Annotated in this window: 17 protein-coding genes and 2 pseudogenes; 12 read left to right on the plus strand and 7 right to left on the minus strand. The window is 58.5% G+C overall.

The annotated features are described in order from the left end of the window. The first annotated feature begins 63 nt into the window (after nucleotides 1-63). Entirely contained in the window at nucleotides 64-372 is a 309-nt protein-coding gene (locus tag ACTG2O_RS11215; RefSeq protein WP_019445942.1) for a SelT/SelW/SelH family protein, read from the plus strand. Nucleotides 373-486: 114 nt separating this feature from the next. On the opposite strand, the gene ACTG2O_RS11220 is transcribed toward ACTG2O_RS11215, so the two are convergent. Further along, on the minus strand, nucleotides 487-2196 hold the full coding sequence (locus tag ACTG2O_RS11220; protein ID WP_439975753.1) for a lysophospholipid acyltransferase family protein: 1710 nt from the start codon (nucleotides 2194-2196) through the stop codon (nucleotides 487-489). A gap of 206 nt (nucleotides 2197-2402) precedes the next feature. Next, nucleotides 2403-3626: a peptidase T gene (gene pepT / locus ACTG2O_RS11225; RefSeq protein WP_019445944.1), complete on the minus strand. Its 1224-nt coding sequence runs from the start codon at nucleotides 3624-3626 to the stop codon at nucleotides 2403-2405. Between the two features lie 1014 nt (nucleotides 3627-4640). Here pepT and speA point away from each other — a divergent pair. Beyond that, nucleotides 4641-6542, plus strand: a complete 1902-nt coding sequence (gene speA / locus ACTG2O_RS11230; protein ID WP_019445945.1) for a biosynthetic arginine decarboxylase — start codon at nucleotides 4641-4643, stop codon at nucleotides 6540-6542. Between the two features lie 284 nt (nucleotides 6543-6826). After that, nucleotides 6827-7015 (plus strand): hypothetical protein, encoded by a 189-nt coding sequence (locus ACTG2O_RS11235; protein ID WP_005334402.1) that lies wholly within the window; start codon nucleotides 6827-6829, stop codon nucleotides 7013-7015. A gap of 80 nt (nucleotides 7016-7095) precedes the next feature. On the opposite strand, the gene ACTG2O_RS11240 is transcribed toward ACTG2O_RS11235, so the two are convergent. From ACTG2O_RS11240 to ACTG2O_RS11250, 3 genes are all read right to left on the minus strand, one after another. After that, entirely contained in the window at nucleotides 7096-7383 is a 288-nt protein-coding gene (locus ACTG2O_RS11240; RefSeq protein WP_019445946.1) for a hypothetical protein, read from the minus strand. Nucleotides 7384-7651: 268 nt separating this feature from the next. Further along, complete coding sequence (locus tag ACTG2O_RS11245; RefSeq protein WP_439975756.1) at nucleotides 7652-9658, minus strand: methyl-accepting chemotaxis protein; 2007 nt, start codon at nucleotides 9656-9658, stop codon at nucleotides 7652-7654. Nucleotides 9659-9858: 200 nt separating this feature from the next. Further along, a complete protein-coding gene (locus tag ACTG2O_RS11250) occupies nucleotides 9859-11154 on the minus strand; it encodes a hypothetical protein (protein ID WP_439975758.1) in 1296 nt (431 codons plus the stop codon). 251 nt (nucleotides 11155-11405) lie between these two features. Between ACTG2O_RS11250 and ACTG2O_RS11255 the strand changes: the two genes are divergently transcribed. The 7 genes and pseudogenes from ACTG2O_RS11255 to ACTG2O_RS11285 all read left to right on the plus strand — a co-directional run bounded on the left by ACTG2O_RS11255 (nucleotide 11406) and on the right by ACTG2O_RS11285 (nucleotide 19627). After that, complete coding sequence (locus ACTG2O_RS11255) at nucleotides 11406-11789, plus strand: Rid family detoxifying hydrolase (RefSeq protein ID WP_019445949.1); 384 nt, start codon at nucleotides 11406-11408, stop codon at nucleotides 11787-11789. Between the two features lie 22 nt (nucleotides 11790-11811). Next, the gene (locus ACTG2O_RS11260) at nucleotides 11812-13101 is read left to right on the plus strand and encodes an L-cysteine desulfidase family protein (protein ID WP_019445950.1); all 1290 of its coding nucleotides are present in this window, start codon (nucleotides 11812-11814) and stop codon (nucleotides 13099-13101) included. Nucleotides 13102-13165: 64 nt separating this feature from the next. Beyond that, nucleotides 13166-13819, plus strand: coding sequence for a helix-turn-helix transcriptional regulator (locus ACTG2O_RS11265; protein WP_005334376.1), 654 nt, complete (start codon nucleotides 13166-13168; stop codon nucleotides 13817-13819). Nucleotides 13820-13973: 154 nt separating this feature from the next. Beyond that, a complete protein-coding gene (locus ACTG2O_RS11270; protein WP_216975306.1) occupies nucleotides 13974-14561 on the plus strand; it encodes a histidine phosphatase family protein in 588 nt (195 codons plus the stop codon). A 322-nt stretch (nucleotides 14562-14883) separates the two neighbouring features. Continuing rightward, entirely contained in the window at nucleotides 14884-16509 is a 1626-nt protein-coding gene (locus tag ACTG2O_RS11275) for a methyl-accepting chemotaxis protein (RefSeq protein WP_019445953.1), read from the plus strand. 287 nt (nucleotides 16510-16796) lie between these two features. Continuing rightward, on the plus strand, nucleotides 16797-17990 hold the full coding sequence (fabV, locus tag ACTG2O_RS11280) for an enoyl-ACP reductase FabV (protein ID WP_005353312.1): 1194 nt from the start codon (nucleotides 16797-16799) through the stop codon (nucleotides 17988-17990). Between the two features lie 162 nt (nucleotides 17991-18152). Further along, nucleotides 18153-19627: pseudogene (locus ACTG2O_RS11285) on the plus strand (YfcC family protein). A 63-nt stretch (nucleotides 19628-19690) separates the two neighbouring features. On the opposite strand, the gene ACTG2O_RS11290 reads toward ACTG2O_RS11285, so the two are convergent. Continuing rightward, a complete protein-coding gene (locus ACTG2O_RS11290; RefSeq protein ID WP_439975761.1) occupies nucleotides 19691-20905 on the minus strand; it encodes a pyridoxal phosphate-dependent aminotransferase in 1215 nt (404 codons plus the stop codon). Between the two features lie 381 nt (nucleotides 20906-21286). Between ACTG2O_RS11290 and ACTG2O_RS11295 the strand changes: the two genes are divergently transcribed. Both ACTG2O_RS11295 and aqpZ read left to right on the plus strand, forming a co-directional pair. After that, complete coding sequence (locus ACTG2O_RS11295; RefSeq protein ID WP_005334366.1) at nucleotides 21287-21499, plus strand: DUF1653 domain-containing protein; 213 nt, start codon at nucleotides 21287-21289, stop codon at nucleotides 21497-21499. A gap of 270 nt (nucleotides 21500-21769) precedes the next feature. Beyond that, nucleotides 21770-22459: an aquaporin Z gene (gene aqpZ, locus ACTG2O_RS11300; RefSeq protein ID WP_019445956.1), complete on the plus strand. Its 690-nt coding sequence runs from the start codon at nucleotides 21770-21772 to the stop codon at nucleotides 22457-22459. A gap of 92 nt (nucleotides 22460-22551) precedes the next feature. Here the strand turns inward: aqpZ and ACTG2O_RS11305 are convergent. Further along, nucleotides 22552-23288, minus strand: a pseudogene (locus ACTG2O_RS11305) (lytic transglycosylase domain-containing protein). Nucleotides 23289-23618: the final 330 nt, after the last annotated feature.

Consider the following 23618-nt stretch of genomic DNA (forward strand, 5'->3'; position numbering starts at 1 on the left):
GGAGCGGCCATTGGGCAGCGGTACGCCACTTCCCGCCATTGTCGCTTTTTTATGGAGTCACTCATGACCGAGTCTGAAACCCTGATCAGCAAACCCCGCATCGAAATCCGCTACTGCACCCTCTGTCGCTGGATGCTGCGCGCCGCCTGGCTGGCGCAGGAGCTGCTCTCCACCTTCGACAGCGATCTGGGGGAGGTGGCGCTGGTGCCGGCCAGCAAGGGGGAGTTCCGCATTCTGGTGGGCGGGGTGCAGGTGTGGGATCGAGTGGTCGATGACGGCTTCCCCGAGGCCAAGGAGATCAAGCAGCGGGTGCGCGATGTTATCGCCCCTGAGCGGGATCTCGGCCACTCGGATCGCAAGGCGGCCGAGTAACGCCAGATGGGCCGAGCGCCTCGAAAAGGTGCTGAGCATGAGAGCGAAAGGAGAGGGAGGCGATGGCCTCTCTCTCCTTTTTTGCCTTTGGCTGTTTGCCTGGCTCCAGCAGGGTTATAAGCGCGGCTCGGCCAGATGACTGCCGATATAGCGGGCCCGCTTGTGGGACTTGATGCGGCTCACATCGACCCACACCAGCCCGTCGATGCAGTGGTTGAAGTCGGGGTCGATGCCAAAATCCATAAACTGGACGCCGCCCGGCTCGCACAGCTCGGAATACTGCTTGTAGAGGGTAGGGATGGCGCAGCCCAAATTGTCGAGGCGGGCCTTGAGTGCTTTGAGGTCGGCGCCGTAATCCAACCCCTCGAACAGAGGTTGCGTCTCGGGGTAGGGACGGCGGGAGGGGGACAGCGCCAGCTCGGGGGCAAAGTGCTGGCGGTAGAAGCTCACCAGCATATCCTTGGCCGCCGGCGGCAGGCTGCCGGAGAGCGACACCGGGCCAAACAGGTAGCGGTAGCGGGGATAGCGGGCCAGATAGGCACCGATGCCGAACCAGAGATAATCGAGCCCCCGCTTGCCCCAGTAGGCGGGCTGGATAAAGCTGCGGCCAAGCTCGATGGCCTGCTCCAGCCGGGGCAGCAGCTTATCCTCAAAGCCGAACAGGGTGTGGCTGTAGATACCATCCTTCCCCTTGCTGGCCAGCAGCTCCGCCACCGGGGCAAAGCGGTAGGCGCCGATAATGTCGAGTCGGGCCGGATCCCAGAGGATCAGGTGGTGATAGTCGTTGTCAAAGCCATCGAGATCCCGCCGCTTGCCGGATCCTTCCCCCACCGCGCGAAATGCGATCTCCCGCAGCCGCCCCAGCTCGCGCAGGATCACCGAGTGACTCAGTTCATGGCGGCGGTAGAGGTAGATCCCCTGACCATCCGGGGTGGTGCCGAGCTGTTCGCAGCTTTCGATGGCCTGTTTGAGCTGGCGGCGATCCTCCGGCAGGGCGATGGGGGCCTCGGTCTGCAGCCGTCCCGCCTTGCCACGGCCAATCCGGTAGAGGTGGTTGCGCACCAGCCGCGCCGCCGTCTTGGCGGGCAGTTCCTGAAAACTGCCGAGCGGAATGCGCGCCCCTATGGTCACCGGCAGGGTCTGCCCCTGCTGGCGAAACAGCTGACGCACCAGCAACAGGGCGGAGGCTGGCTTGTTGAGCCAGGAGGCGAGATAGAACCAGAGGCTATTGCGTCCCCCCAGATGGATGGGCACCAGCGGGGTGCGGGTGCGCTGGGCCAGCTTGATAAAGCCTGCCTGCCAGGGGCCATCTTTCACCCCCTTGAGGCCAAGCCGCGAGACTTCACCTGCGGGGAAGATCACCAGCGCCCCTTCATGGGCGAGGTGTTCATTCATAGCGAGGATGGCCTGTCGATCGGTCTTGCCCTCCATATTGTCTACCGGCAATAGCAGAGGGCGCAGCGGCGCGAGCTGGGCCAGCAGCTGGTTGGCGACGATCTTTACATCGGGGCGAATGCGACCGAGCAGTTGCAGCAGCGCCAGTCCGTCCAGCGAGCCGATTGGGTGGTTGGCGACAAGAATGACCCGGCCGCTGGCGGGAATATGCTCCAGTTGCGCCTCGCTGACCCGATAGTCGAAATCGAGCTGGGTCAGCGCCTGCTCGACAAAGTCGAGGCCGCGCAGGTGCGGGTAGCGGGTGGCAAAGTCGGCAAAGGCACGTTCGTTGAGCAGCCAGCCCAGCAGCCGCTTTAACAGCGGGGTGAGCAGGGGGTAGCCAAGCAGGCGGGGGAAGTGTTGGGTTAGCAGGGTATCGATAGTGAACATCTGGAGGGCTCCGGCGATCCGTTGCTCCCAGCATGATGTGACACTGTTCCCGCGACATGTCAGCGGGATGACAGTTTGATGGCAGTGACAGCCAGTTGCTCCTGAGCGACTCTCCCTGTTTCTCTTTCCTGATGGGGGATGGCCAGATAGCAAGGGGGGGCCGGTTGACCGGCTCCCCCCTTTGCCCTGGTAATGACAGCTACCGATTAACCGCGCCAGGCTGCGGTGAGGCGCACCAGCTCCACCAGGGTGGCGACCGCTTTTTCCATGGATTGCAGCGGGATGAACTCGTGCTTGCCGTGGAAGTTGTGACCACCGGTGAAGAGGTTGGGGCAGGGCAGACCCATAAAGGAGAGGCGGGCTCCATCGGTACCACCGCGAATGGGTTTGATCTTGGGCACCACGTCGGCGGCCTCCATGGCGGCACGAGCCAGCTCGACGATATGCATGTGCGGCTCTATTTGGCTGCGCATGTTGCGATAGCTGTCGGTCAGGGTCAGCTCGATGCGGGCCTTCGGATACTCGGCTTGCAGGGCGGCGACCCGGCTCTGCATCTCGGCTTTGCGTGCGGCGAAGTGCTCGTCGTCGAAGTCACGGATGATGTAGTGGAGGGTGCTCTCCTCCACGGTGCCGTTCATCTGGGCCAGATGGAAGAAGCCCTCATACCCGTCGGTGCACTCCGGGGTCTGCTCGGCAGGCATGGCAGCGTGGAAGCGGGCGGCCAGAGTCTGGCTGTTGATCATGCTCCCCTTGGCGGTGCCGGGGTGGACGTTATTGCCGATAAAACGCACCGTGGCGCTGGCGGCGTTGAAGTTTTCATACTCCAGCTCGCCCAGTTCGCCGCCATCCACTGTATAGGCCCACTTGGCAGGGAATCTCTCCAGCGGGAACAGGTTGGCGCCGCGGCCAATCTCTTCATCTGGGGTAAAGCCGATCCAGATATCGCCGCGCGGGATCTCGGGGTGGACCTGCAGGTGGTCGATGGCGGTGAGGATCTCGGCGATGCCCGCCTTGTCGTCGGCGCCAAGCAAGGTGGTGCCGTCGGTGGTGATGAGATCCTGACCCAGATAGTTTTTCAGGAAGCGGTAGTCACGGATGGCAAGCACCTCGTCACCCTTGCCAAGGCAGATGTCGCCGCCCTGATAGTTTTCGATGATTTGCGGTACTACGTGCTCCGCCTCGTAGTCGGCGGTGTCCATGTGGGCAATCAGGCCGATGGCGGGGGCGTCCGGCTGGTTGCCCGGCAGGCAGCCGGTGAGGTAGCCGTTTTCATCCAGGGTGACCTGGCTCAGCCCCAGCGCCTTCATCTCTTCTTGCAGGGCACGGGCAAAGATCAGCTGGCCTTCGCTGCTGGGGCAGGCTGGATTGGTCTCATCGGAGCGGGTATGAAAAGTTACGTAACGCAGAAAACGCTCAAGCAGGGTATCCATTAGTCAGCCTCTAACCGATTGTGAGCGGTCATTGTGGCCAATCCGTGCGGGACACTCATTGCGTCAGCGCAGGTTTTTCCCATTTTTTGACGCAAGGGAAGAGCGGCGAATGTGCGGCGCGCGGGGCAACGTCCGGGAGGGAGAGCGCATAAATGTGGCATTTATTGCAATATTTAGGCGCTGGCGGAAGCGGCCAAATTCCCCTCAGCGACCGCACAGCAAGGCGTCAGCCCAACCATGGCGTTTTCGCACACTTTTCAAGGGGGAATCGGGCTGTCGCATAACCTGCGCCATCCCAGAGCCCGCCTGCCCGCCAGCAAGATTTGATCGACTTATTAAAAGGGGATTTTGAACACTATTTTTTATTGTCACTGCCCGCGGTAAGTGTGTACACTCCGCGCCGATCCAAGGGTAACCCTGAAGCAGGCAGAGCCGCCAGAAACCCGACCGATCATACGCCTATAGGGCGAGGCACGCAGAAACGACAGACACTGCTGGGGAATGGTTTCTTTAATACCGGTTAGGCTCCGGTATCAGGGAGAACAACAGACTCTCATCCTTCATTTGACCGAGTGGGCCACCGGCTCATCATCTTCCCTTGTCATGGGCGGTCACTGACGGTGAGGTGGGCTGTGGTTGTTGTCGTCTATCAACACGCATGCGTGCTGGCGCCTTCGCTTCTCTTCCTTGGAACCCTCTCCTTCTGTCGGGATCGCTGCCGAATGATGAACTGACGGCGTGGCTGATGTCGTCTGTCATCAAAGTACCGCGGCGCTACGGCATAGTGGCACCGCATACCGTTGAGCTTGATGTAAAGCCACCAGCCCCACATCAAGACTCGTTACTTCCCCAAGATCCACCAGGCAGCCTCTGGCTTGCCGCGATGTGCAAAGCGTTGGTTTGGGTGGCTGCATCTCGTGATGGCAGCGCTCGCCGTACTCTGCACTAGATGGTCTGGATGTGATTGAGGGTAACGAAGGCGACTTTGGGTCGCTCATTTGCGAGGCATAGCCCATGACTAACTGGTCCAGCAAGGACTCCTTGAAGGTCTACAACGTTCCCTACTGGGGTGCGGGTTTTTTCAATATCAATGACGCCGGTCATGTGACCGTCGCCCCCGACAAATCACGCCCTGACGCGCATATTGTGCTCTCTGACGCCATCGAACAGTTGCGTCAGTCCGGGCTGACCACCCCCGTGTTGCTGCGCTTCCCCGACATTCTCAAGAGTCGGGTCGATGCGCTGTTCAACGCCTTTGGTCAGGCCATCGAGAAGTCAGGCTATGAAGGGGACTACCTCTGCGTTTACCCGATCAAGGTAAACCAGCAGCGTCGTGTCATCGAGACCATCAGCCAGTCCTACAGCGACAAGCCCCGGCTTGGCCTGGAAGCTGGTTCCAAACCGGAACTGCTGGCCGTGCTGTCCCATCACCATGAGCAAGGCTCAGTGATCGTCTGCAACGGTTACAAAGACCGCGAATATATCCGCCACGCCCTCTTGGGCAACCTGATGGGCCACAAGGTCTACATCGTGGTGGAGAAGCCCTCCGAACTGGAAATGGTGCTGGACGAGTCAGCTCGTCTCAACATCAAGCCCAACATCGGGGTGCGTGCCAAGCTCGCTTCCACCGGCTCCGGCATGTGGGAATCGAGCGGTGGCTCCATGTCCAAATTTGGTCTCTCCGCCTCCCAGATCCTGGCGCTGATCGAACGTCTGCGCGGGCTGGGCAAGCTGGATTGTCTGCAACTGCTGCACTTCCATCTGGGCTCCCAGATCGCCAATATCCGCGACATTCAGGGCGGCATCCGCGAGTGCGGCCGTTTCTACGCCGAACTGCGTCGCCTCGGTGCCAACATCGAAGTCGTGGACGTCGGTGGCGGCCTGGGTGTGGACTACGAGGGAACCCGTTCCCAGAGCCACTGCTCCGCCAACTACAGCCTCTCCGAGTACGCCAACAACGTGGTATGGGGCATCGGCGATGTCTGCCGCGAGTTCGACCTGCCGCACCCGACCATCATCAGCGAGTCTGGCCGTGCCCTGACCGCCCACCACGCCGTGCTGGTCACCAATATCATTGGTGCCGAAGGGGTGGAGATGAACGACATCAGCGCGCCGGACGAAGATGCGCCGACCATTCTGCAGAACATGTGGAAAGGCTGGCTGGATCTGCGTAGCGAAGATCCCTCCCTGCTGGAGATCTTCCATGACTCGGTGGCAGATCTGGGTGACGTCAACACCCAGTACACCATGGGCCTCTTGAACCTTGAACAGCGTGCCTGGGCCGAGATGCTGCACCAGAACACCTGTCTGGCACTCAAAGAGATGCTCAATCCGGTCAACCGCAACCACCGTGCGCTGGCTGACGAGCTGAGTGAAAAGCTGGCGGACAAGTGCTTTGCCAACTTCTCCCTGTTCCAGTCCCTGCCGGATGCCTGGGGTATCGGTCAGGTATTCCCGGTGATGCCGCTGGCGGGTCTCGATCGTCCGCTTACCCGTCGCGGTATCCTGATGGATATCACCTGTGACTCTGACGGTCAGGTCGAGCACTATGTTGACGGTCTGGGGGTCGAGAGCACCCTGCCGATGCCGGTCTACGGCGAGAACGAAGAGTGCCACGTCGGCTTCTTCCTGGTCGGTGCCTATCAGGAGATCCTGGGGGATCTGCACAACCTGTTTGGTGACACCCACTGCGCGGAAGTGTGGCTGGACGAAGAGGGCAAGATGGACATTCGCAACGTGGTGCGCGGCGACACCGTCGACCAGCTGCTGCGTTACGTCAACATCGACCCGTCCGTGATCCGCGAAAACTACCAGCGGATCGCCGCTCACCCGGCGCTGGACGATGCCACTCGCAAAGCCCTGCTCGACGAGCTGGAGCTGGGCCTGCAAGGCTACGCCTATCTGGAAGACGAATAAGCCTCTTGCTTGTTTACCCCGTCGGTGGAAATAACATGACGGGAATGAAAAAACGGCGCCTGCGGGCGCCGTTTTTGTTACCGGGGGCCATCCGGCGATATGACAGGGCACTCGGCCCGTCTTCATTCGGATAACCTATGGTGGCTCGGGGCATCCGCAGGCCACAGATCTGGCTGATATCTGTCCCTTTCAGCCGCTTCCCTTGATCTGCATCAAGCGTGAACCTCGGTGGTTATTTTACGGTCAGGAGTGATGTTGATGGGATGTAACAAAAGGATGTGCATATGGAACTGAAAAGGGACCCGAGATGCTATACCGACGTCTGTATCGACGGTAAGTGGTATCACTACGACCACTGCAGCACCAACGTCTACATGCTGATGGGGGGCGCTGCGCCGAGCCTTCAGCTGGCCTATGAGCCGAGCAGCGAAGAGGAGCTGATCGAGATGCTCCAGCAGCTGGGGCGCTTCTAAATCACCGAATTGATGTCTTGCCATATGGCCATCGGGCGCGTTGCCACGATGGCCACCACTCTTCACCGCTGTACCTTATCTCAGCGGGCTTTATTGCCCAATAACCCCTTGCCAATCTCCAGCATGGCTACGGCCGCGGCGTAGCTGCTATCGGACTTGCCAATCTCGTCCGCTACATAGAGAAAATTGGACTGGTACTTCTCGACGGCCTCCCGTGGACTGGTCGCGTCAATAAAGTCCTCCTCCACCTCGAATCCTTGGGTCAGCAGTGCCGCCTTTTCACTCAAAAAAGTCGGAGATGCCATGTCGATAAAGGTGTATTGCTGCCGATTGGATGCCGGAATGGTAAAAAACTGGTATCTGGCCATGGGTAAATCCTCGCTTGAAGCGGGTGATAGATGACGTGACGCTGGTTTTAATCTGTGGTTCGCAGGCGGCTTGGTTTCCCTCGACATCATCGAGAGCGCGTGTCGGGAATGCCGCATTTTGTTTTCGTTCGAGACTACTTTGTTGGCGTTTGCCCGGCAAGTGGGTCGCAGAGATTTTCTGGATGATCCGAGCAACCGAGATGTTGTTGGCAGGGGCGAGACCGAGATAATGCCGGGCTCACGTTGAGCCCGGCTTGTCAGCGCTCTGTTACAGCACGAAGCTCTGTACCATGGCGCGCAGCTGTTCGGTGAGCTGGTGGATCTGGCGGGCGGCATCGCGGGCGGCGCTGGCCACTTGCAGCGCCTCGTCACTGCCATCGGAGATGCGCACCACGTTGCGTTCGATCTCGTTGACCACTGCGCCCTGCTGCTCGATGGCGCTGGCGATGATGGCGTTGGTATCGACCATCCGATCCACCTTCTCGGTGATGGCGCCGAAAGCCTGTTTTGCCTCCTGCGCCAGCCCGACCCCCTCCTGCGCTTCATGGCTGGCCGCCGACATGGCGGTGACCGAGGCGCGGGCGCCGGATTGCAGCTGTTCAATCATCTGCTGGATCTCGACGGTAGCCCCCTGGGTGCGGTTGGCAAGAGACCGCACCTCGTCGGCCACCACCGCAAAGCCGCGACCCTGCTCACCAGCCCGGGCCGCTTCGATGGCAGCGTTGAGGGCCAGCAGGTTGGTCTGTTCGGCGATGCTGCGGATCACGCTGATGACGCCGCCAATCTGGCTGCACTGCTGTTCCAGCTGGCCTATGGTGTCGGCGGTACGCAGCACCTCGCGGTTGATATGGTCGATTGCCTTGATGGTTCGTTCCACCACATCCTCGCCCTGACCGACCACGTTCTGCGCCTCCTGGGTCATGCGGGCGGCTTGCAGGGCGTTGCCCGCCATGTCTTGTGAGGTGGCGGCCAGCTCCTTGATGGCGGTGGCGACCTGATGGGTCTCCCCTTGCTGATCGGCGATCACCTCCTGTGAGCGGCAGGTACGCGCTTCGATCTCGGTGGCGCTCTCCACCACGGTGACGCCATTTTCACGCACTCGCAGCATCAGGGTGCGCAGGGTCTCCAGGGTCACGTTGTAATCCCGGCTGATGGCGGCCAGCTCGTCCTGACCGACGATCTCGATATGCTGGCTGAGATCCTGGGCGTTGACCCGAGCGGCAATATCACGCACCCGCCCTACGGTGTCGCGCAGGGAGAGATAGGCGCCGATCATCAGGTAGAGGTAGAGCAGCAAGCTGATGGTCAGCGGCGCGGTGACCCACCAGAAGTGGCGCTGGTTGGCGGTCAGCCGCTGATGTAAGTCGGCCTCCAGCCGCTGGCGTACCTGGCCTGCCAGCGCGGTGATGGCCTCGTCCATTTTATCCCCCAGCGCTTGCACCTCCTTGGTGGAGAGCTGCACCAGCTGATCCTTCATCATCTTGTTTTCCATGGTCTCGACCCCCTGACGCACCAGCTGTATCAGAGCATCGGTCTGCAGACCCAGCTCGGCGCGGTAGGCCGGTTCAATCTGGTATAGCAGGGTCAGATCGGCCTCCAGCTCTTGCAGAGTGGCGCTGATCAGGTCGAGACGAAAACGCAGGCCGCTGTAGCCCTCGGCCTGAAACAGGCCGAAATCGGCGATGGTGGCGGCGCGATCCCGCACCTGGGCCAGCAGGTCGCGCAGTTGCGGCAACCGCTCGCTGGCGAGGATCACCATGTAGTAGGTACCGAGCGCCGGATCCTGGATCAGGCTGCTACTGGCGGTAATGTGCTTGTAGAGGTGGCGCACCTTGGTCAGCAGCTTGTCGTGACGCAGGTTGCTCTGCTCCACTTCCAGCTTGCCCGCTTCACTCTGCAGGGCGGCCCAGCCCTGCTGGATCACTTCAAAGGAGGGGTTGTTCTGGCTGGTGTCGGCAAAGGCTTGCAGGCTCTGATCAACTGTTTGTGCGGCTGCCTTGACCTGATCATCACCGACCGGATCCACCTCATGGGCGTGACGGGTTACCAGATTGCGATGGGTGAGCAGGGCTTGCTCGATGGCGGGAACGGGGGCGAGATTGACCACTCCCGCCAGCTCGCGGTTGGCCTGGACGTTGTCATCCTGCAGCCGCCCCAGCAGATTGGTCATGCTGTAGGCCAGTGGCAGCAGCATCAGACAGGACCAGAGCAGGAATTTGTATTTGAAGGAGAGCTGATTGCCCAGCCGGATGGCGGGGTTGAAAATCCATTTCATGTTAAGCCTCGATACCTGAGTGCGGGCGTGAGTCGTATTGCCTGAATAGTACTCCGAGCGGCCTCCCTTGGGTGATGGCCGGTTGCAAGTTGTGATCCCCTTGGCTTTTTACTTCCAGGCGGGACGCCGTCAGCCGAGCCAATAGAAAACGGGCCACCCGAAGGTGGCCCGAAGTCGATAAGGAGGGCGTTTGCAATCGATCAGTTGAACGCCAGGAAGGGCGAGACACAGAGCAGTAGGCCAGTGACGATGATGATGTAGAGGGAGGTGCCCTTGTACTTGTGCAGCGCCGGTACCTGATAGACCAGATAAGCCGGGATGAGGCAACCCACCATGCCGAAGATGGGGCTGCAGATGGAGGTGAAGCTCAGTACCGGTGCGTTGAGCACGATGGCCCCCCAGGAGAGCATGACGGTAAACACCATGATGCCCTTACCCACCAATCCCTTGTTGATGCGGTTTTCCGGCAGCACCCGGCGCAGCAGGTTCATCGCCAGACCCTGACAGGCTTCACGAAAGCCCAGATAGACGCCGAAGTAGGCGGTCATTACCGCAAAGATGTTGAGGGTGAGGCTCAGGAGCTTGAGGGTCTGGCCGGGCATCCCCTGGGCTACCATCGCCAGCGCGGAGATGTTCTCTTCGGAGGCTTTGACCGCCTGATCGTGGCCCATGACCAGGGTGAAGGAGACCGCGTAGAAGAACACCACCACAAACAGGATGCCGAAGGCGATATTCATGGCGCGCATCGCCTTGAAGCGGGCCACTTCCAGCGACTTTTCCCGCGAGCGGTAGGAGATCACCATGGGGCTCAGGCTCTGGATAAAGAGGATGGAGGTGAGGGTAAAGGGGAGCATGATGATGGCATCCTTCATCCAGTCACCGGCGGCGGGCATGGCGGTGATGTTTGCCGCATCCCACTTGTCCACCATCATAAGGCCGAGCACGGCCACCACGCTGATCTTGGTCAGCACCATAAAGGTGGAGATCTTGAACAGCAGGTTTTCGCCGCGCGAGGCCAGTGCCACTAGACCGCAGATCAGCACCAGACCGTAGAGCGGGTTTTCGGAGAGCAGGCCGTCGGTGACGCCGAAGCTCTGCAGGAAGGAGGCACTGTCATTGGTGATGGCGGTGGAGTAGACGAAGACCCAGATCACCAGCATCACGAAGTAGAGCGCGCCGAGCAGCACACCCCAGTTCTTGCCAAGGTAGCCGGTAATGACGCTGGGGTAATCCTTGCACTCCGGCGAAGTGGCCAGGGTGTTGATAAAGAGGCGCTGGAACATGTACATGGCGGGGTAGCCGATCACAGCCGAGAGCAGAAAGACCCACAAGCCCATCAGACCCACCTGTACCGGCAGGAAGACGATCCCCGCGCCGATGGCCATGCCGATGCTCATGATGATCCAGCCCCAGTCGGTGCTGTCGAAGCGAACCGCTTCTTTCCATTCCAGCGTGCCCATCACGGGGCTGGCGAGTGTAGTGCTATGCGCGTCCATTAAAACCTTCTTTTTTGTAGGGATGTGGGAAAGCGGCGCAAATATAGTTGAATGAAACTGTCATAAACAATGCCCATAAGAGTACTTTTGTTCAAATCAGGATGGTGATCACGGTTTATATTGAGGCCGAAAGGTGCCTTTAAACGCCATTTTTGTATCTTTTTGTTGAATGGATAAAATAAAAAGCAAATAATGTTGAACGGAACGAGATTCATGATTGCAAAAAAAATTGCACAAACAGGAGTGGCTATATGAAACGCATCATCACAGCAGCAGCGGCACCTGACGCTATCGGTCCCTACAGCCACGGCACTGCCTATGGCGACCTCATCTTTACCTCCGGTCAGTTGCCGGTCTGCAAGCAGCAGGGTGGTGTGGTGGAAGGGGGCATTGCCGACCAGACCCGCCAGTCACTGGAAAACCTGAAATCCGTGCTGGAAGCCGCTGGCGGCTCGCTGGATACCGTGCTCAAAACCACCTGCTACCTCGCCGAGATCAGCGATTTTGCCGCGTTCAACGAGGTCTATAAAGCCTATTTCCAGAAAGATTGTCCGGCGCGCAGCTGCTTCGCAGTGAAGGATCTGCCGATGGGCGTCAAGGTTGAAGTGGAAGCGATCGCCCATATCGCTCGTTAATGCTGATAAAAAGGTTCAAGTGATGAAACAAGCGTGGCAGCAGTATCTGCAGATTATTCAACAGGTTGTCAAACCAGCGCTGGGTTGTACCGAGCCAATCGCCGCCGCCTATGCCGCGGCTGTCGCCGCTCGGCAACTGGGGTGTGAGCCCGGTCGCCTCGAGGTTGCGGTGTCGGACAATCTCTATAAAAACTCGATGGGTGTTTATGTGCCGGGCACCGGCAAGATCGGTCTGGCCATTGCGGCCGCGGCCGGTGCCATCGGCGGCAACGCCGATGCCGGGCTGGAGGTGCTGGCCGCGATCCAGCCAGCACAGGTGGATCGTGCCCAGCAGCTGATCGATGCCGGCAAGGTGCAGGTGAGCCGCACCGCCGCCCCCGAGTTTATCTTCTGCCGCGTGACCGTTTATGGCACTGATGACAAGGGTGAAGAACACAGCGCCGAAGTGACCCTCTGCGGCGGTCATACCCGCATCGTCGAGCAGCGCCGCGATGGCGAGGTGACCTTCACCGCCGATCAGAGCCAGGGCGGTGCCACCGGTTCCATCTGCGACGGGGTAGATATCAGCATCGCCGCCATCTACGAGTTCGCCACTCAGGTGGAGTTCGAGCAGATCAGGTTCATCCTCAAAGCCTCGGAACTTAACGGCAAGCTCTCCGCCGAGGGGATGAACAACCCCTATGGCCTGGAGATTGGCCGCACCATGCAGCAGAACATCAATGCCGGTCTTATCGGCGAGGATGTGATGAACCGCATCGTGATGATGACGGCGGCTGCCTCCGATGCCCGCATGGGGGGCGCGACCCTGCCAGCCATGAGCAACTTTGGCAGCGGCAACCAGGGCATTGCCGCCACCATTCCGGTGATGGTGATTGCCGAGCGCTTTGCAGCCAGCGAAGAGCAGCTGGCTCGCGCCCTCATCATGAGCCATCTGGGCGCCATCTATATCAAGTCCCATTATCCGCCGCTGTCGGCTTTCTGTGGCAATACCGTGACCAGCGCGGCCGCCTCAATGGCCATGGTCTATCTGGCGGGCGGCAGCTTCGAGCAATCCTGCTTCGCCATCCAGAACGTGCTGAGCGACAGTGCCGGTATGGTGTGCGACGGGGCGAAAGCCTCCTGCGCCATGAAGGTGAGTACCTCCTCCGGCGCGGCGGTGCGCGGCTTCCTGATGGCCCTCAACAGCCACTCGGTGTCGGGGCAGGGGATCGTCGCCGGCGACGTGGATCAGACCATCCGCAACGTCGGTCAGATGGTGAAGGAGGGCATGTCTGCCACAGACAGCACCATTATTGATATCATGTCCGCCTGATGTCCCTGTTGGTTGCTGCCCGACACCCATTGCCCGGCAGCAACCTTTGCAAGAAGGTCCCATTGTGAAGCTGCAAGAGTTGAGTCCGAGCGATTTTGAGATCCTCAAGTCGATGGAGAACATTGTGGACGGCATCGCCGCCATGTATGGTCAGCACACCGAAGTGCTGCTCCACAGTCTGGATGCGCGCAATCCCTCGATCGTCAAGATTGCCAACGGCCATATCACCGGCCGCAGTGTCGGCGCCCCCATCACCAACCTGGCGATGATGAAGCTCAAGAGCGGGCAGGATATCTCCAGTCCCTACATGACCAAGTGCGCCACCGGCAAGACCCTGCGCTCCATCACTACCGTGATCCGCAACGGGGAGCACAGAGCCATCGGGTTGCTCTGTATCAACAGCGACATGGACGCTCCGCTGCAATCCGTGCTACGGACCATGATGCCGGAGTGCATGCATCCCCACGAGAGCCATGCCACCCCGGAGGTGTTCGCCCGCAACATCGACGAAGCGCTCAACAGCACCATTGACACCGTCAGTGCCGAGGTGCGCGGCAACGAGGCTGTTCCCCCATCCCAGAAGACACGGGTCATCGTCAACCAGCTGCACGACATGGGGATCTTCGAGTTAAAAGACAGTGCCCAGATTGCGGCGCGCCAGCTCGGGATCTCGGTCCACTCCATCTACCGCTATCTGCGGGAGATCAAGAAGGGCTGAGCCGATACACTCTGGCCAAATTGGCAGCAAACGGGTCAGCCTTGACCCGTTTTTTACGCCCGCTTCAGCCTCTCTGTTTGGGCCATCCTTCGGGCTCATCTGTTATCATCTTCCCCCTTTATTTTTCTATCTCTCTGAACGTGCTGGAGAAATCATGTCTCGACTCATCTATCTGCTGCGCCATGGCCAGACTCGCTTCAATGCCGAGCAGCGTCTGCAGGGGCGTTGCAACTCCGATCTGACCGACAAGGGTGAGGCGCAAGCCATCGCCATGGGGCGGCGGCTTGCCGACGAGTTGGCGGATCCCGCCCGCTGGACCGTCTATGCCAGCCCGCTCGGTCGCGCCCGTCAGACTGCGCTGCTGGTGTGCGAGCAGCTGGGGCTGTCAGCGGATCGCATCATCTGGGACGATCGCTTGATGGAGCTGGGGATGGGGGAGTGGGAGAGCTGCCAGATACCTGCGCTGCGTCTTGCCCACCCCGAGCTCGATACCGGCAAGGGGGACTGGTATCTGCAGGCACCGGGGGCCGAGAGCTTCGAGAGCATTCAGCGCCGGGCACACCAGTGGTTGCAGGATCCCGCCATCGCCGAGCGGGCCATCGTTATCTCCCACGGTCTGCTCGGTGCCATCCTGCGCGGCGTCTATGCCGATCTCGGCTATGAGGCGACCTGGTCACAGGAGTTGCCCCAAGATGCCTTCTATAAGCTGCAGGATGGCCACATCACTCGCATTGCCTGCTAGTTTCGTGGACGTTGCCGCCATCAGTTCATGGACGATGCAGGCTGCAACACGCTACGGATTTTGCTTTGCGAAGATTAGACATCAACGAAATGATGAATAGACTCAAAAAGCGCATTATCAATAAGGGCATTAGCCCTTCTTCTGCGGTGATGTGTTTAAGTCTGGTTTTGCGAACAGGTTGCAACTTGCATTGCACTATGGTGCACAGACCGCGCTTTTTAATGAGGTAAGCGGGTGATTGTATTGAAATGAGTGGTCGCGTGATGCTTGGTGTATCAATTGCATATTAAACGACCAGTGGCCTGAGTATGAGGACGACACCATGAAAGGGATCTCGGTTCGTAGCAAATTATTGATGCTGGTTGTGGTACCGCTGTTTTGTATGATTTTGCTGTGCACTCTCTCCCTTTGGGGGATGCGCCTGATGAATCAGGCTGCCCATCAGGTGAATGAAGAGGAGGTGCAGCAGTTATCCGAACTGAAGCTGATTTCAGACTTGTATGCGGTCAGTGTCGTTGATGCGATCAATAAAGCGCATGTTGGATTAATCACCCGTGAAGAGGCAAAACGTTCCGTTACTGAAGCGCAGTTAAAAGCCGCAACGGAATGGAAGCGTTACATGGCCCAGAAGATGTCTGCGGAAGAGCGGGCGATAGCGGAGTCTGCCCAGGTATTGATGAACAAAGCCGACATTACACTGGATGGTATTCAGAGTGATCTTTCATTAAAAGCTCCTCTTGATAAGGCAATTCATCAGTTATACAGCACGGTTGATCCTTTTAATGAGGAGCTGGGCAAGCTGGTTGAACTCCAGCTGAGATTTGCAGATGAGCATGTTGGTACCCTGGAAAGTCTGGCCGTTGATTTTTCATTTGCCTTCCTCTCCATTACCGGGATTGCCCTGTTCGCTTTATCCGTGCTGGGGATCTGGATTTTTCGCGGGATCAGTCAACCGCTCACCGCTTTGCGCAGAGCGCTTTACAAATTGCAGCATGAGCAGGATTTGACCGTCACCGTCCCCGTCATTCGGGAAGATGAATTGGGGCAAGTCGCACGGGCGCTGAATGATATGGTTAGCCATTTCCGCAGATTGATTGGCGAAATGGATGACGTGGCCGAACAGTTATCGACAGGCGCCGATGCACTGAACGAGCTGGGGCTAACCAGTGCAGAGCAAATGGCCCAGCAGCGTCTGGAGACAGATCAGAGCGCTGCGGCGATGAATGAGATGAGCGCAACGGTTAACGAAATCGCTCAAAATACAAACAGTGCTGCAATTGCCGCCCGTCAGGCTGAAAACAAGGCAGAAGAGGGGCAAGCGGTTGTCAAGGAGACCATTGGGAATATGGCTCTGCTCTCTGGTCAATTGCAAAATACATCCACTGTGCTGCAAAACCTGGCTATCGAAAGCAATAACATTACCCAGGTGATGGGGGTTATTCGCTCGATTGCCGAACAAACCAATTTACTGGCACTGAATGCGGCCATCGAAGCCGCCAGAGCTGGTGAGCAGGGGCGTGGCTTCGCGGTGGTGGCTGATGAAGTCCGGGTACTTGCTCAGCGCACCCAAAACTCTACCGGAGAAATCCAGAACACCGTCAATCGCCTGCAACAGAATGCAACTATGGCTGTTGATAGTATGAATATCGGATTATCTGAAGTGGAGAAGACGAATACCCTGATGCTGACCTGTGGCGTCTCTTTGGAAGAAATTGTGAGTGCGGTGGATGATCTGAATAATCTCAATGTGCAAGTCGCTGCTGCAGCCGAAGAGCAAAGCAAAGTCACCGAAGAGATGACGCGCAGCATGGTCAATATTGCCGATATCGCAGTACATACCTCGGACTCGGCAGCCCATGTATCGGCCAAGTGTCAGCGTCTTGATGAGATGGCCAAGTCAATGAGAACACAGATTAATCATTTTAAATGGCGCTCACATGCCGCTTGATATAGTTCGATGACATTACCCCCAGGCCCCGAGAGTTCGGGGCCTTTTTGTATCATGTTGTTCGTACTGCACCTGTGTTGAAACATGTCATCGGTTTCCATAGATATGGGAAGATTCATTACCGGACTGATGAAGTGACGCTTTCCGAAAAATTGTGCATTTTTGACGGCAGCTGTCACCCTGAATGGCCATTTTTGCCGCAGTTCAACACATCAGAGCACCTTATCGCGGCAAGATGAGGTATCTTATGCCCCGATTTCATCCATTAAACGGATCCGAGACCCCATATGATCATCAAACCCAAGGTTCGCGGCTTTATCTGCACCACCACTCATCCGGTCGGTTGTGAAGCCAATGTTCGTCGCCAGATCGCTTATACCAAGGCCAAGGGCACCATCGAGAATGGTCCCAAAAAGGTGCTGGTGATCGGCGCTTCCACCGGTTATGGCCTGGCCTCCCGGATTGCGGCTGCCTTCGGTAGCGGCGCCGCCACCCTCGGCGTCTTCTTTGAAAAAGCGGGCACCGAGTCCAAGACCGGTACCGCTGGCTGGTACAACTCTGCCGCCTTCGACAAGGCAGCCAAAGAGGCGGGCCTCTACGCCAAGAGCGTCAACGGCGATGCCTTCTCCAACGAGTGCCGCGCCAAGGTGATTGAGCTTATCAAGCAGGATCTGGGTCAAATCGATCTGGTTGTCTACTCCCTGGCCTCTCCGGTGCGCAAGATGCCGGAAACCGGCGAAGTGGTGCGCTCTGCCCTCAAACCGATCGGTGAGGTCTACACCACCACCGCCATCGATACCAACAAGGATCAGATCATCACCGCCACCGTCGAGCCGGCGAACGAAGAAGAGATCCAGAACACTATCACCGTCATGGGCGGTCAGGATTGGGAGCTGTGGATGGCTGCCCTGCGTGATGCCGGCGTGCTGGCTGACGGCGCCAAGTCCGTGGCCTACTCCTACATCGGTACCGATCTGACCTGGCCAATCTACTGGCATGGCACTCTGGGCCGCGCCAAGGAAGATCTGGACCGCGCCGCTGCCGCCATCCGTGGCGATCTGGCAGCCAAGGGCGGCACCGCTCACGTGGCCGTGCTCAAATCCGTGGTGACCCAGGCTTCTTCCGCCATTCCGGTGATGCCGCTCTATATCTCCATGGCTTTCAAGATCATGAAGGAGAAGGGCATTCACGAGGGTTGCATGGAGCAGGTGGATCGCATGATGCGCACCCGTCTCTACGCGTCCGACATGGCGCTGGACGAGCAGGCTCGCATCCGCATGGATGACTGGGAACTGCGTGAAGATGTGCAGCAGACCTGCCGCGACCTGTGGCCATCTATCACCAGCGAAAACCTCTCCGAGCTGACTGACTACACCGGCTACAAGCAGGAGTTCCTGCGCCTGTTCGGTTTCGGTCTGGATGAGGTCGATTACGATGCGGATGTAAATCCGGATGTGAAATTCGACGTGGTCGAGCTCTGAGTCTGACTCAAGTGAAAACAGGGCCCCGCGGGGCCCTGTTTTTTTGGCAAACATTCCGCTAATTTGCGGAATTTTATTATCAGCGATCACCTTTTTCCCATATCAAACCCGCTAGTCTTGCGCTGATCGGATCACAGACGGCATTGCCGAGGTACGGAAGCTATGACCACTCCAAACGAGGCGCCCAAGAAGCGCCAACTCCCCACTGTTTATACCCTGCTTTTCATCATCATCGCCCTGATGGCCGCCCTGACCTGGGTGCTGCCAGCGGGCAAATATGACTATGTCACCGCCAAGACCCAGCAGCCGGTGGCGGCAGCGGCCGTGGCCGATTACAGCGGCGACGAGCGGCTGTTGCCGGTGCCCGGCAGCTACACCGAGTTACCCGCCCACCCGCAAGGAGTGTTCGAGGTGCTCAAAGCCCCCATTCAGGGCTTTCACAAGGCCGCTGATGTGGCGCTGTTCGTGCTCATCATCGGCGGTTTTCTCGCGGTGACCATGCAAAGCGGTGCGCTTGATGCCGGGGTTGGGGCCATTGTGCGTGGCTTTGCCGGGCGTGAGCGGCTGCTAATTCCTGTGTTGATCGCCCTGTTTGCCCTCGGCGGCTCCACCTTCGGCATGGCGGAGGAGACGGTAGCCTTCTGGGCGCTGATCGTGCCGGTGATGATGGCGGCGGGCTTCGATCGCATGGTGGCGGCGGGGATCATCCTGCTCGGCTCCGGGGTTGGGTGCTCGCCTCCACCGTCAACCCGTTTGCCACCGGTATTGCCTCCGGTTTTGCCGGTATCCCCATCGGCGAAGGGATCGGTTTGCGGGTCATCCAGTGGCTGCTACTGGTGATCTTCGCCTCCTGGTTCGTGATGCGCTACGCCAAGCAGGTGCAACAGGACAGATCCCGCTCCGTGCTGGCCGACATCGTCTATGACGACGAGTTCTCCCAGATGAAGAGCGGCAACCTCGCCTTCACCGGCAAGCAGAAACTCACCATGCAGGTCTTCTTCGGCACCTTCCTGCTGATGATCTATGCGGTGGTGCCCTGGTCGGATTTGGGGATCGACGTGCTGCCCACCTTTGGCTGGTGGTTTGACGAGCTATCCACCCTGTTCTTCAGTGCCTCCATCCTGATTGCGCTGATCAACCGGATGCCGGAGTCCAACTATGTGGCGACTTTCCTGAGCGGCGCTCGGGATCTGATCGGGGTGGCACTGGTGGTTGCGGTGGCGCGCGGCATCTATGTGGTGATGGAGCAGGGCGTCATCATCGACACTATTTTGCATTGGGCTGAAGGGCTGGTGAGCGGGCTTTCCTCGTCGGTCTTCATCCTGATGGCCTATCTGGTACACATCATCCTGAGCTTCTTCATCCCCTCCACCTCGGGGCTGGCGACGGTCTCCATGCCGCTGATGGGGCCGCTGGCCGACTTCTCCGGCATCTCCCGGGATCTGGTGATCACCGCCTATCAGTCCGCCTCCGGCTGGATCAACCTGTTTGCCCCCACCGCCGCCCATCTGGTGGCGGGTCTGGCGCTCGCCAAGATCCCCTACGATCGCTTCGTGCGTTGGGTGCTGCCATTTATCATCGGTGTGGCTCTCATCACCATGGCGGTACTGGTGGCTGGTGCCCTGCTGCACGGCTGATTGCACGGATAAAACCACAGATAACAAAAAGGCTCCCGCGGGAGCCTTTTTCATGAGCTTTGCTTACTGCTTGTAGCCCTTGAGGAAGCGAGCGAGGCGGCCGATGGCATCCTCCAGCTCCTCTTCGCGGGGCAGGAACACCAGCCGGAGGTGATCCGGCGCCGGCCAGTTGAAGCCGGTGCCCTGTACCAGCAGCAGCTTCTCTTGCTGCAGCAGGTCGAACACCATCTTCTGATCGTCGCGGATGTCATACACCTTGGGGTCGAGGCGCGGGAACATGTAGAGCGCCCCCTTGGGTTTGACGCAGGAGACCCCGGGGATCTCGTTCAAGAGCTCCCATGCCTTGTCTCGCTGCTTGCGCAGGCGGCCGCCCGGCAGGATCAGCTCGTTGATGCTCTGGTAGCCGCCAAGCGCAGTCTGGATGGCGTGCTGCATCGGCACGTTGGCACACAGCCGCATGGAGGCCAGCATCTCCAGCCCTTCAATGTAACCGCGGGCACGGCCTTTTGGACCGGTGATGACCATCCAGCCCTGACGGAAGCCGCAGGCACGGTAAGCCTTGGAGAGGCCGTTGAAGGTTACCACCATCACATCGTCGCATAGAGTGCAGACGCTGGTGTGGGAGATGTCGTCGTAGAGGATCTTGTCGTAGATCTCGTCGGCGAAGATGATGAGGTTGTGCTGGCGGGCGATCTCGATCACTTCCAGCAGGAACTCGCTGCCGTAGACGGCACCGGTCGGATTGTTGGGGTTGATCAGCACCAGGCCGCGGGTGCGCGGGGTGATGCGAGCGCGGATGTCGTCGAGATCCGGATACCAGTCAGCTCCTTCATCGCAGCGGTAGTGCACCGCATGGCCACCGGAGAGAGTGACGGCCGCGGTCCAGAGCGGGTAGTCGGGGGAGGGCACCAGCATCTCGTCGCCATTGTTGAGCAACGCCTGCATCGCCATCACGATCAGCTCGCTGGCGCCATTGCCAATGTAGATGTCGTCGATATCGACCTTGCGCATCCCTTTTTGCTGGTAGTACTGCATCACCGCTTTACGGGCAGAGAAGAGCCCCTTGGAGTCGCAGTAGCCCTGGCTCAGTGGCATGTTGAGGATCACATCCTTGATGATCTCTTCCGGCGCATCAAAGCCGAACGGGGCCGGGTTGCCGATGTTGAGCTTGAGAATGCGGTGGCCTTCGTCTTCGAGACGGCGAGCCTCTTTATGCACCGGGCCGCGGATGTCATAGCAGACATCGTCGAGCTTGTGCGACTTGTCGATTGTGAACATGGTGACAGTGATTCCTTCCCCACAGGGACGCGTTGGCGAAAAAGGCGATTTTTAGTATCAAATTTCTTTTCCCCTATTCTTCACAGAATTGAATGCTAGAACAATCCTCTTTTTAGAAGAATTCCCTGATTTTTAGCCCTAAAACAGGGTTGCTAGAACGTTAAATTCAGCACGATATTTGGTGCTAACCAAGGTTAACTAGTGAAACATGGGGAACGAATTAACAATGCTGCCTGACTGTGTTGCAATATCCGGATCCTGTGGCACGATTGGCTTGTGTAAAAAATCGTCTTCGTCCCCCTTTTCGATGAGTTGAATGGCACTCATGGTGTCATCTTTATGTGGTTCGCTCATCGGCGTTCACTTCTGCGAGGTTTTCCCATGCAAGCACCCGTTCCAGGCCGCTATCGCCACTTCAAGGGGGGTTACTATCAAGTGCTTGCCCTGGCTTTGCATACCGAAACCCAGGAGCAGCTGGTCATTTATCAATCCGAGCAGGATGGTCAGGTCTATGCCCGTCCCGTCGCCATGTTTATGGAGTGGATTGAGCATCAGGGGCAGGTTGTCAGCCGTTTTGCCCCGGCAGGAGACTGACCATGCCTCTGTTTTTATCGCTCAAGGGATGAGCACTCGAGCTAAATGGTGTCACAAGTTGTCGCATGACGCCCTTGGGTATGAGATGTGTAGCCAGCTGTCTTAATGATAAATCCCTTATCTAATCAACTAATTGTGACGAATATCACATTCAGTGAAACCTGCCTGCCGGGTTCGCAATCTGGACTCACACTCCCATAATGCTGCGCTTGTTCAAGCATGGGCCATTCTCGGGTCTTATTCGGTGTTATCTCAAATGGGAGAAATAATGTGAAACCTGTTGCTGCTGAGTTTATGGGCACTTTCTGGCTGGTATTGGGCGGGTGCGGCAGTGCCGTGCTGGCTGCAGCCTTCCCTCACGTCGGGATTGGTCTGCTGGGGGTCTCGCTGGCTTTCGGTCTGACCGTGCTGACCATGGCGTTTGCCATCGGCCATATCTCCGGTTGCCACCTCAATCCGGCCGTGACCGTCGGTCTGTGGGCGGGTGGCCGTTTTCCTGCATCCGGTGTACTGCCTTATATCGTGGCGCAAGTGCTGGGTGGCATTGCCGCCGCTGCCGTGCTTTACGTGATTGCCAGCGGTCAGGCCGGGTTTGATCTCTCTGCCGGTTTTGCTTCCAACGGCTACGGTGAGCACTCTCCGGGTGGTTACAGTCTGACTGCCGCACTGGTGTGCGAAATGGTGATGACCGGTTTCTTCCTGTTCGTCATCATGGGCGCCACCGATAGCCGTGCGCCTGCCGGTTTCGCGCCGATCGCCATCGGTCTGTGCCTGACCCTGATCCACCTCATCAGCATTCCGGTGACCAATACCTCGGTCAACCCGGCCCGCAGTACCGGTGTTGCGCTGTTTGTCGGTGACTGGGCTATCAGCCAGCTGTGGCTGTTCTGGGTTGCCCCGATTGTCGGTGCCATTCTGGGTGCGCTGGCTTATCGCCTGGTGGCGACTGAGCAGAAGTAATCATTTGCGAAACAAAGTGTGGTATCGACACGCCTGCGGGCGTGTTTTTTGTTTCTGGAGGGGCGAGAAAAGAGCATTAACCGAGGCTAACCTCAGAGCCCTTTGGCCTGCAGCATCTCTTTGTAGCGCAGATGGAGGAGCTGGACACGCTCCACATAGGCACGGGTTTCCGCATAGGGCGGGATACCGCCATGTTTTTGTACGGCGCCCGCGCCGGCGTTGTAGGCCGCGGTCGCCAGCGCCACGTTGCCATCATATTGCTTGAGCAGTCCCGCCAGGTATTTCACCCCGCCGAAGATATTCTGCTCCGCCAGCAATGCATTGCCGACCCCCAACTCCCGCGCCGTGGCGGGCATCAGCTGGGTCAGGCCCATCGCCCCCTTGCGGGAGACCGCCAGAGGATTGAAAGCGGATTCCGCATGGATCAGCGCCCGGATCAGCGCCGGCTCAACTTGATAGGTTTTGGCGGCCGCCTTGATGGTGCTGGCATAGTCATAGAGAAACAACCCTGTGGTCTGCCAGTTGACGCTGGATTTGGGGTCGCAGGCGAAGCAGTCGTTGAACAGCAGCAGCTCGTAATGGCCCTCTTCGGGCGCCATGTCGGAGTAGCGAACCACCCCGTTTTGTTGCACCGATTTATAGACCTGGATCTGCTTCTTGCCGTTGGTGGCGACTGCCGCTGTTTGAGCTGTGTCGGGTTGTGAGGCGGGAGTGGCATCTTTGCTCGGACGCAAGGGGGAGGGAGCGGCGGTCAGGAAGATCACCTCCGCGGGGGGGGAGTCTGACTCCATCCGCTCAGGGGGATCAACAACATATGGCTTGCCAGCATCCATGCTTTCAACCCTGATACTCCTTCTTGTGATGACCATGTTGAGTAAAGCATCATGACGAGGGCAGAACAAGCGGCCAACAGGGGGCAAATGATCCGATTCGGTGACCGGGATCAAAGTATCCGCCGCAATAAAGGATTGTCATCATAAAGCACGGTTTTGGCCGTCAGGCGGTGGGTCATGGCCTCTTCCACCGGGTAAGCAAGCTGCCCACGACGTCCGCTTTTTTGTTGACGAAAGGCATGCTATCGTGCTGGCGTCATGTGGTCGGATTAGCGCACCGTATCTGGCACTAATAACTGATTATCAAAGGATTTGTCTGTGACAAG

This window comes from Aeromonas sp. 61P (assembly GCF_051919545.1).
Lineage (GTDB): Bacteria > Pseudomonadota > Gammaproteobacteria > Enterobacterales > Aeromonadaceae > Aeromonas > Aeromonas veronii.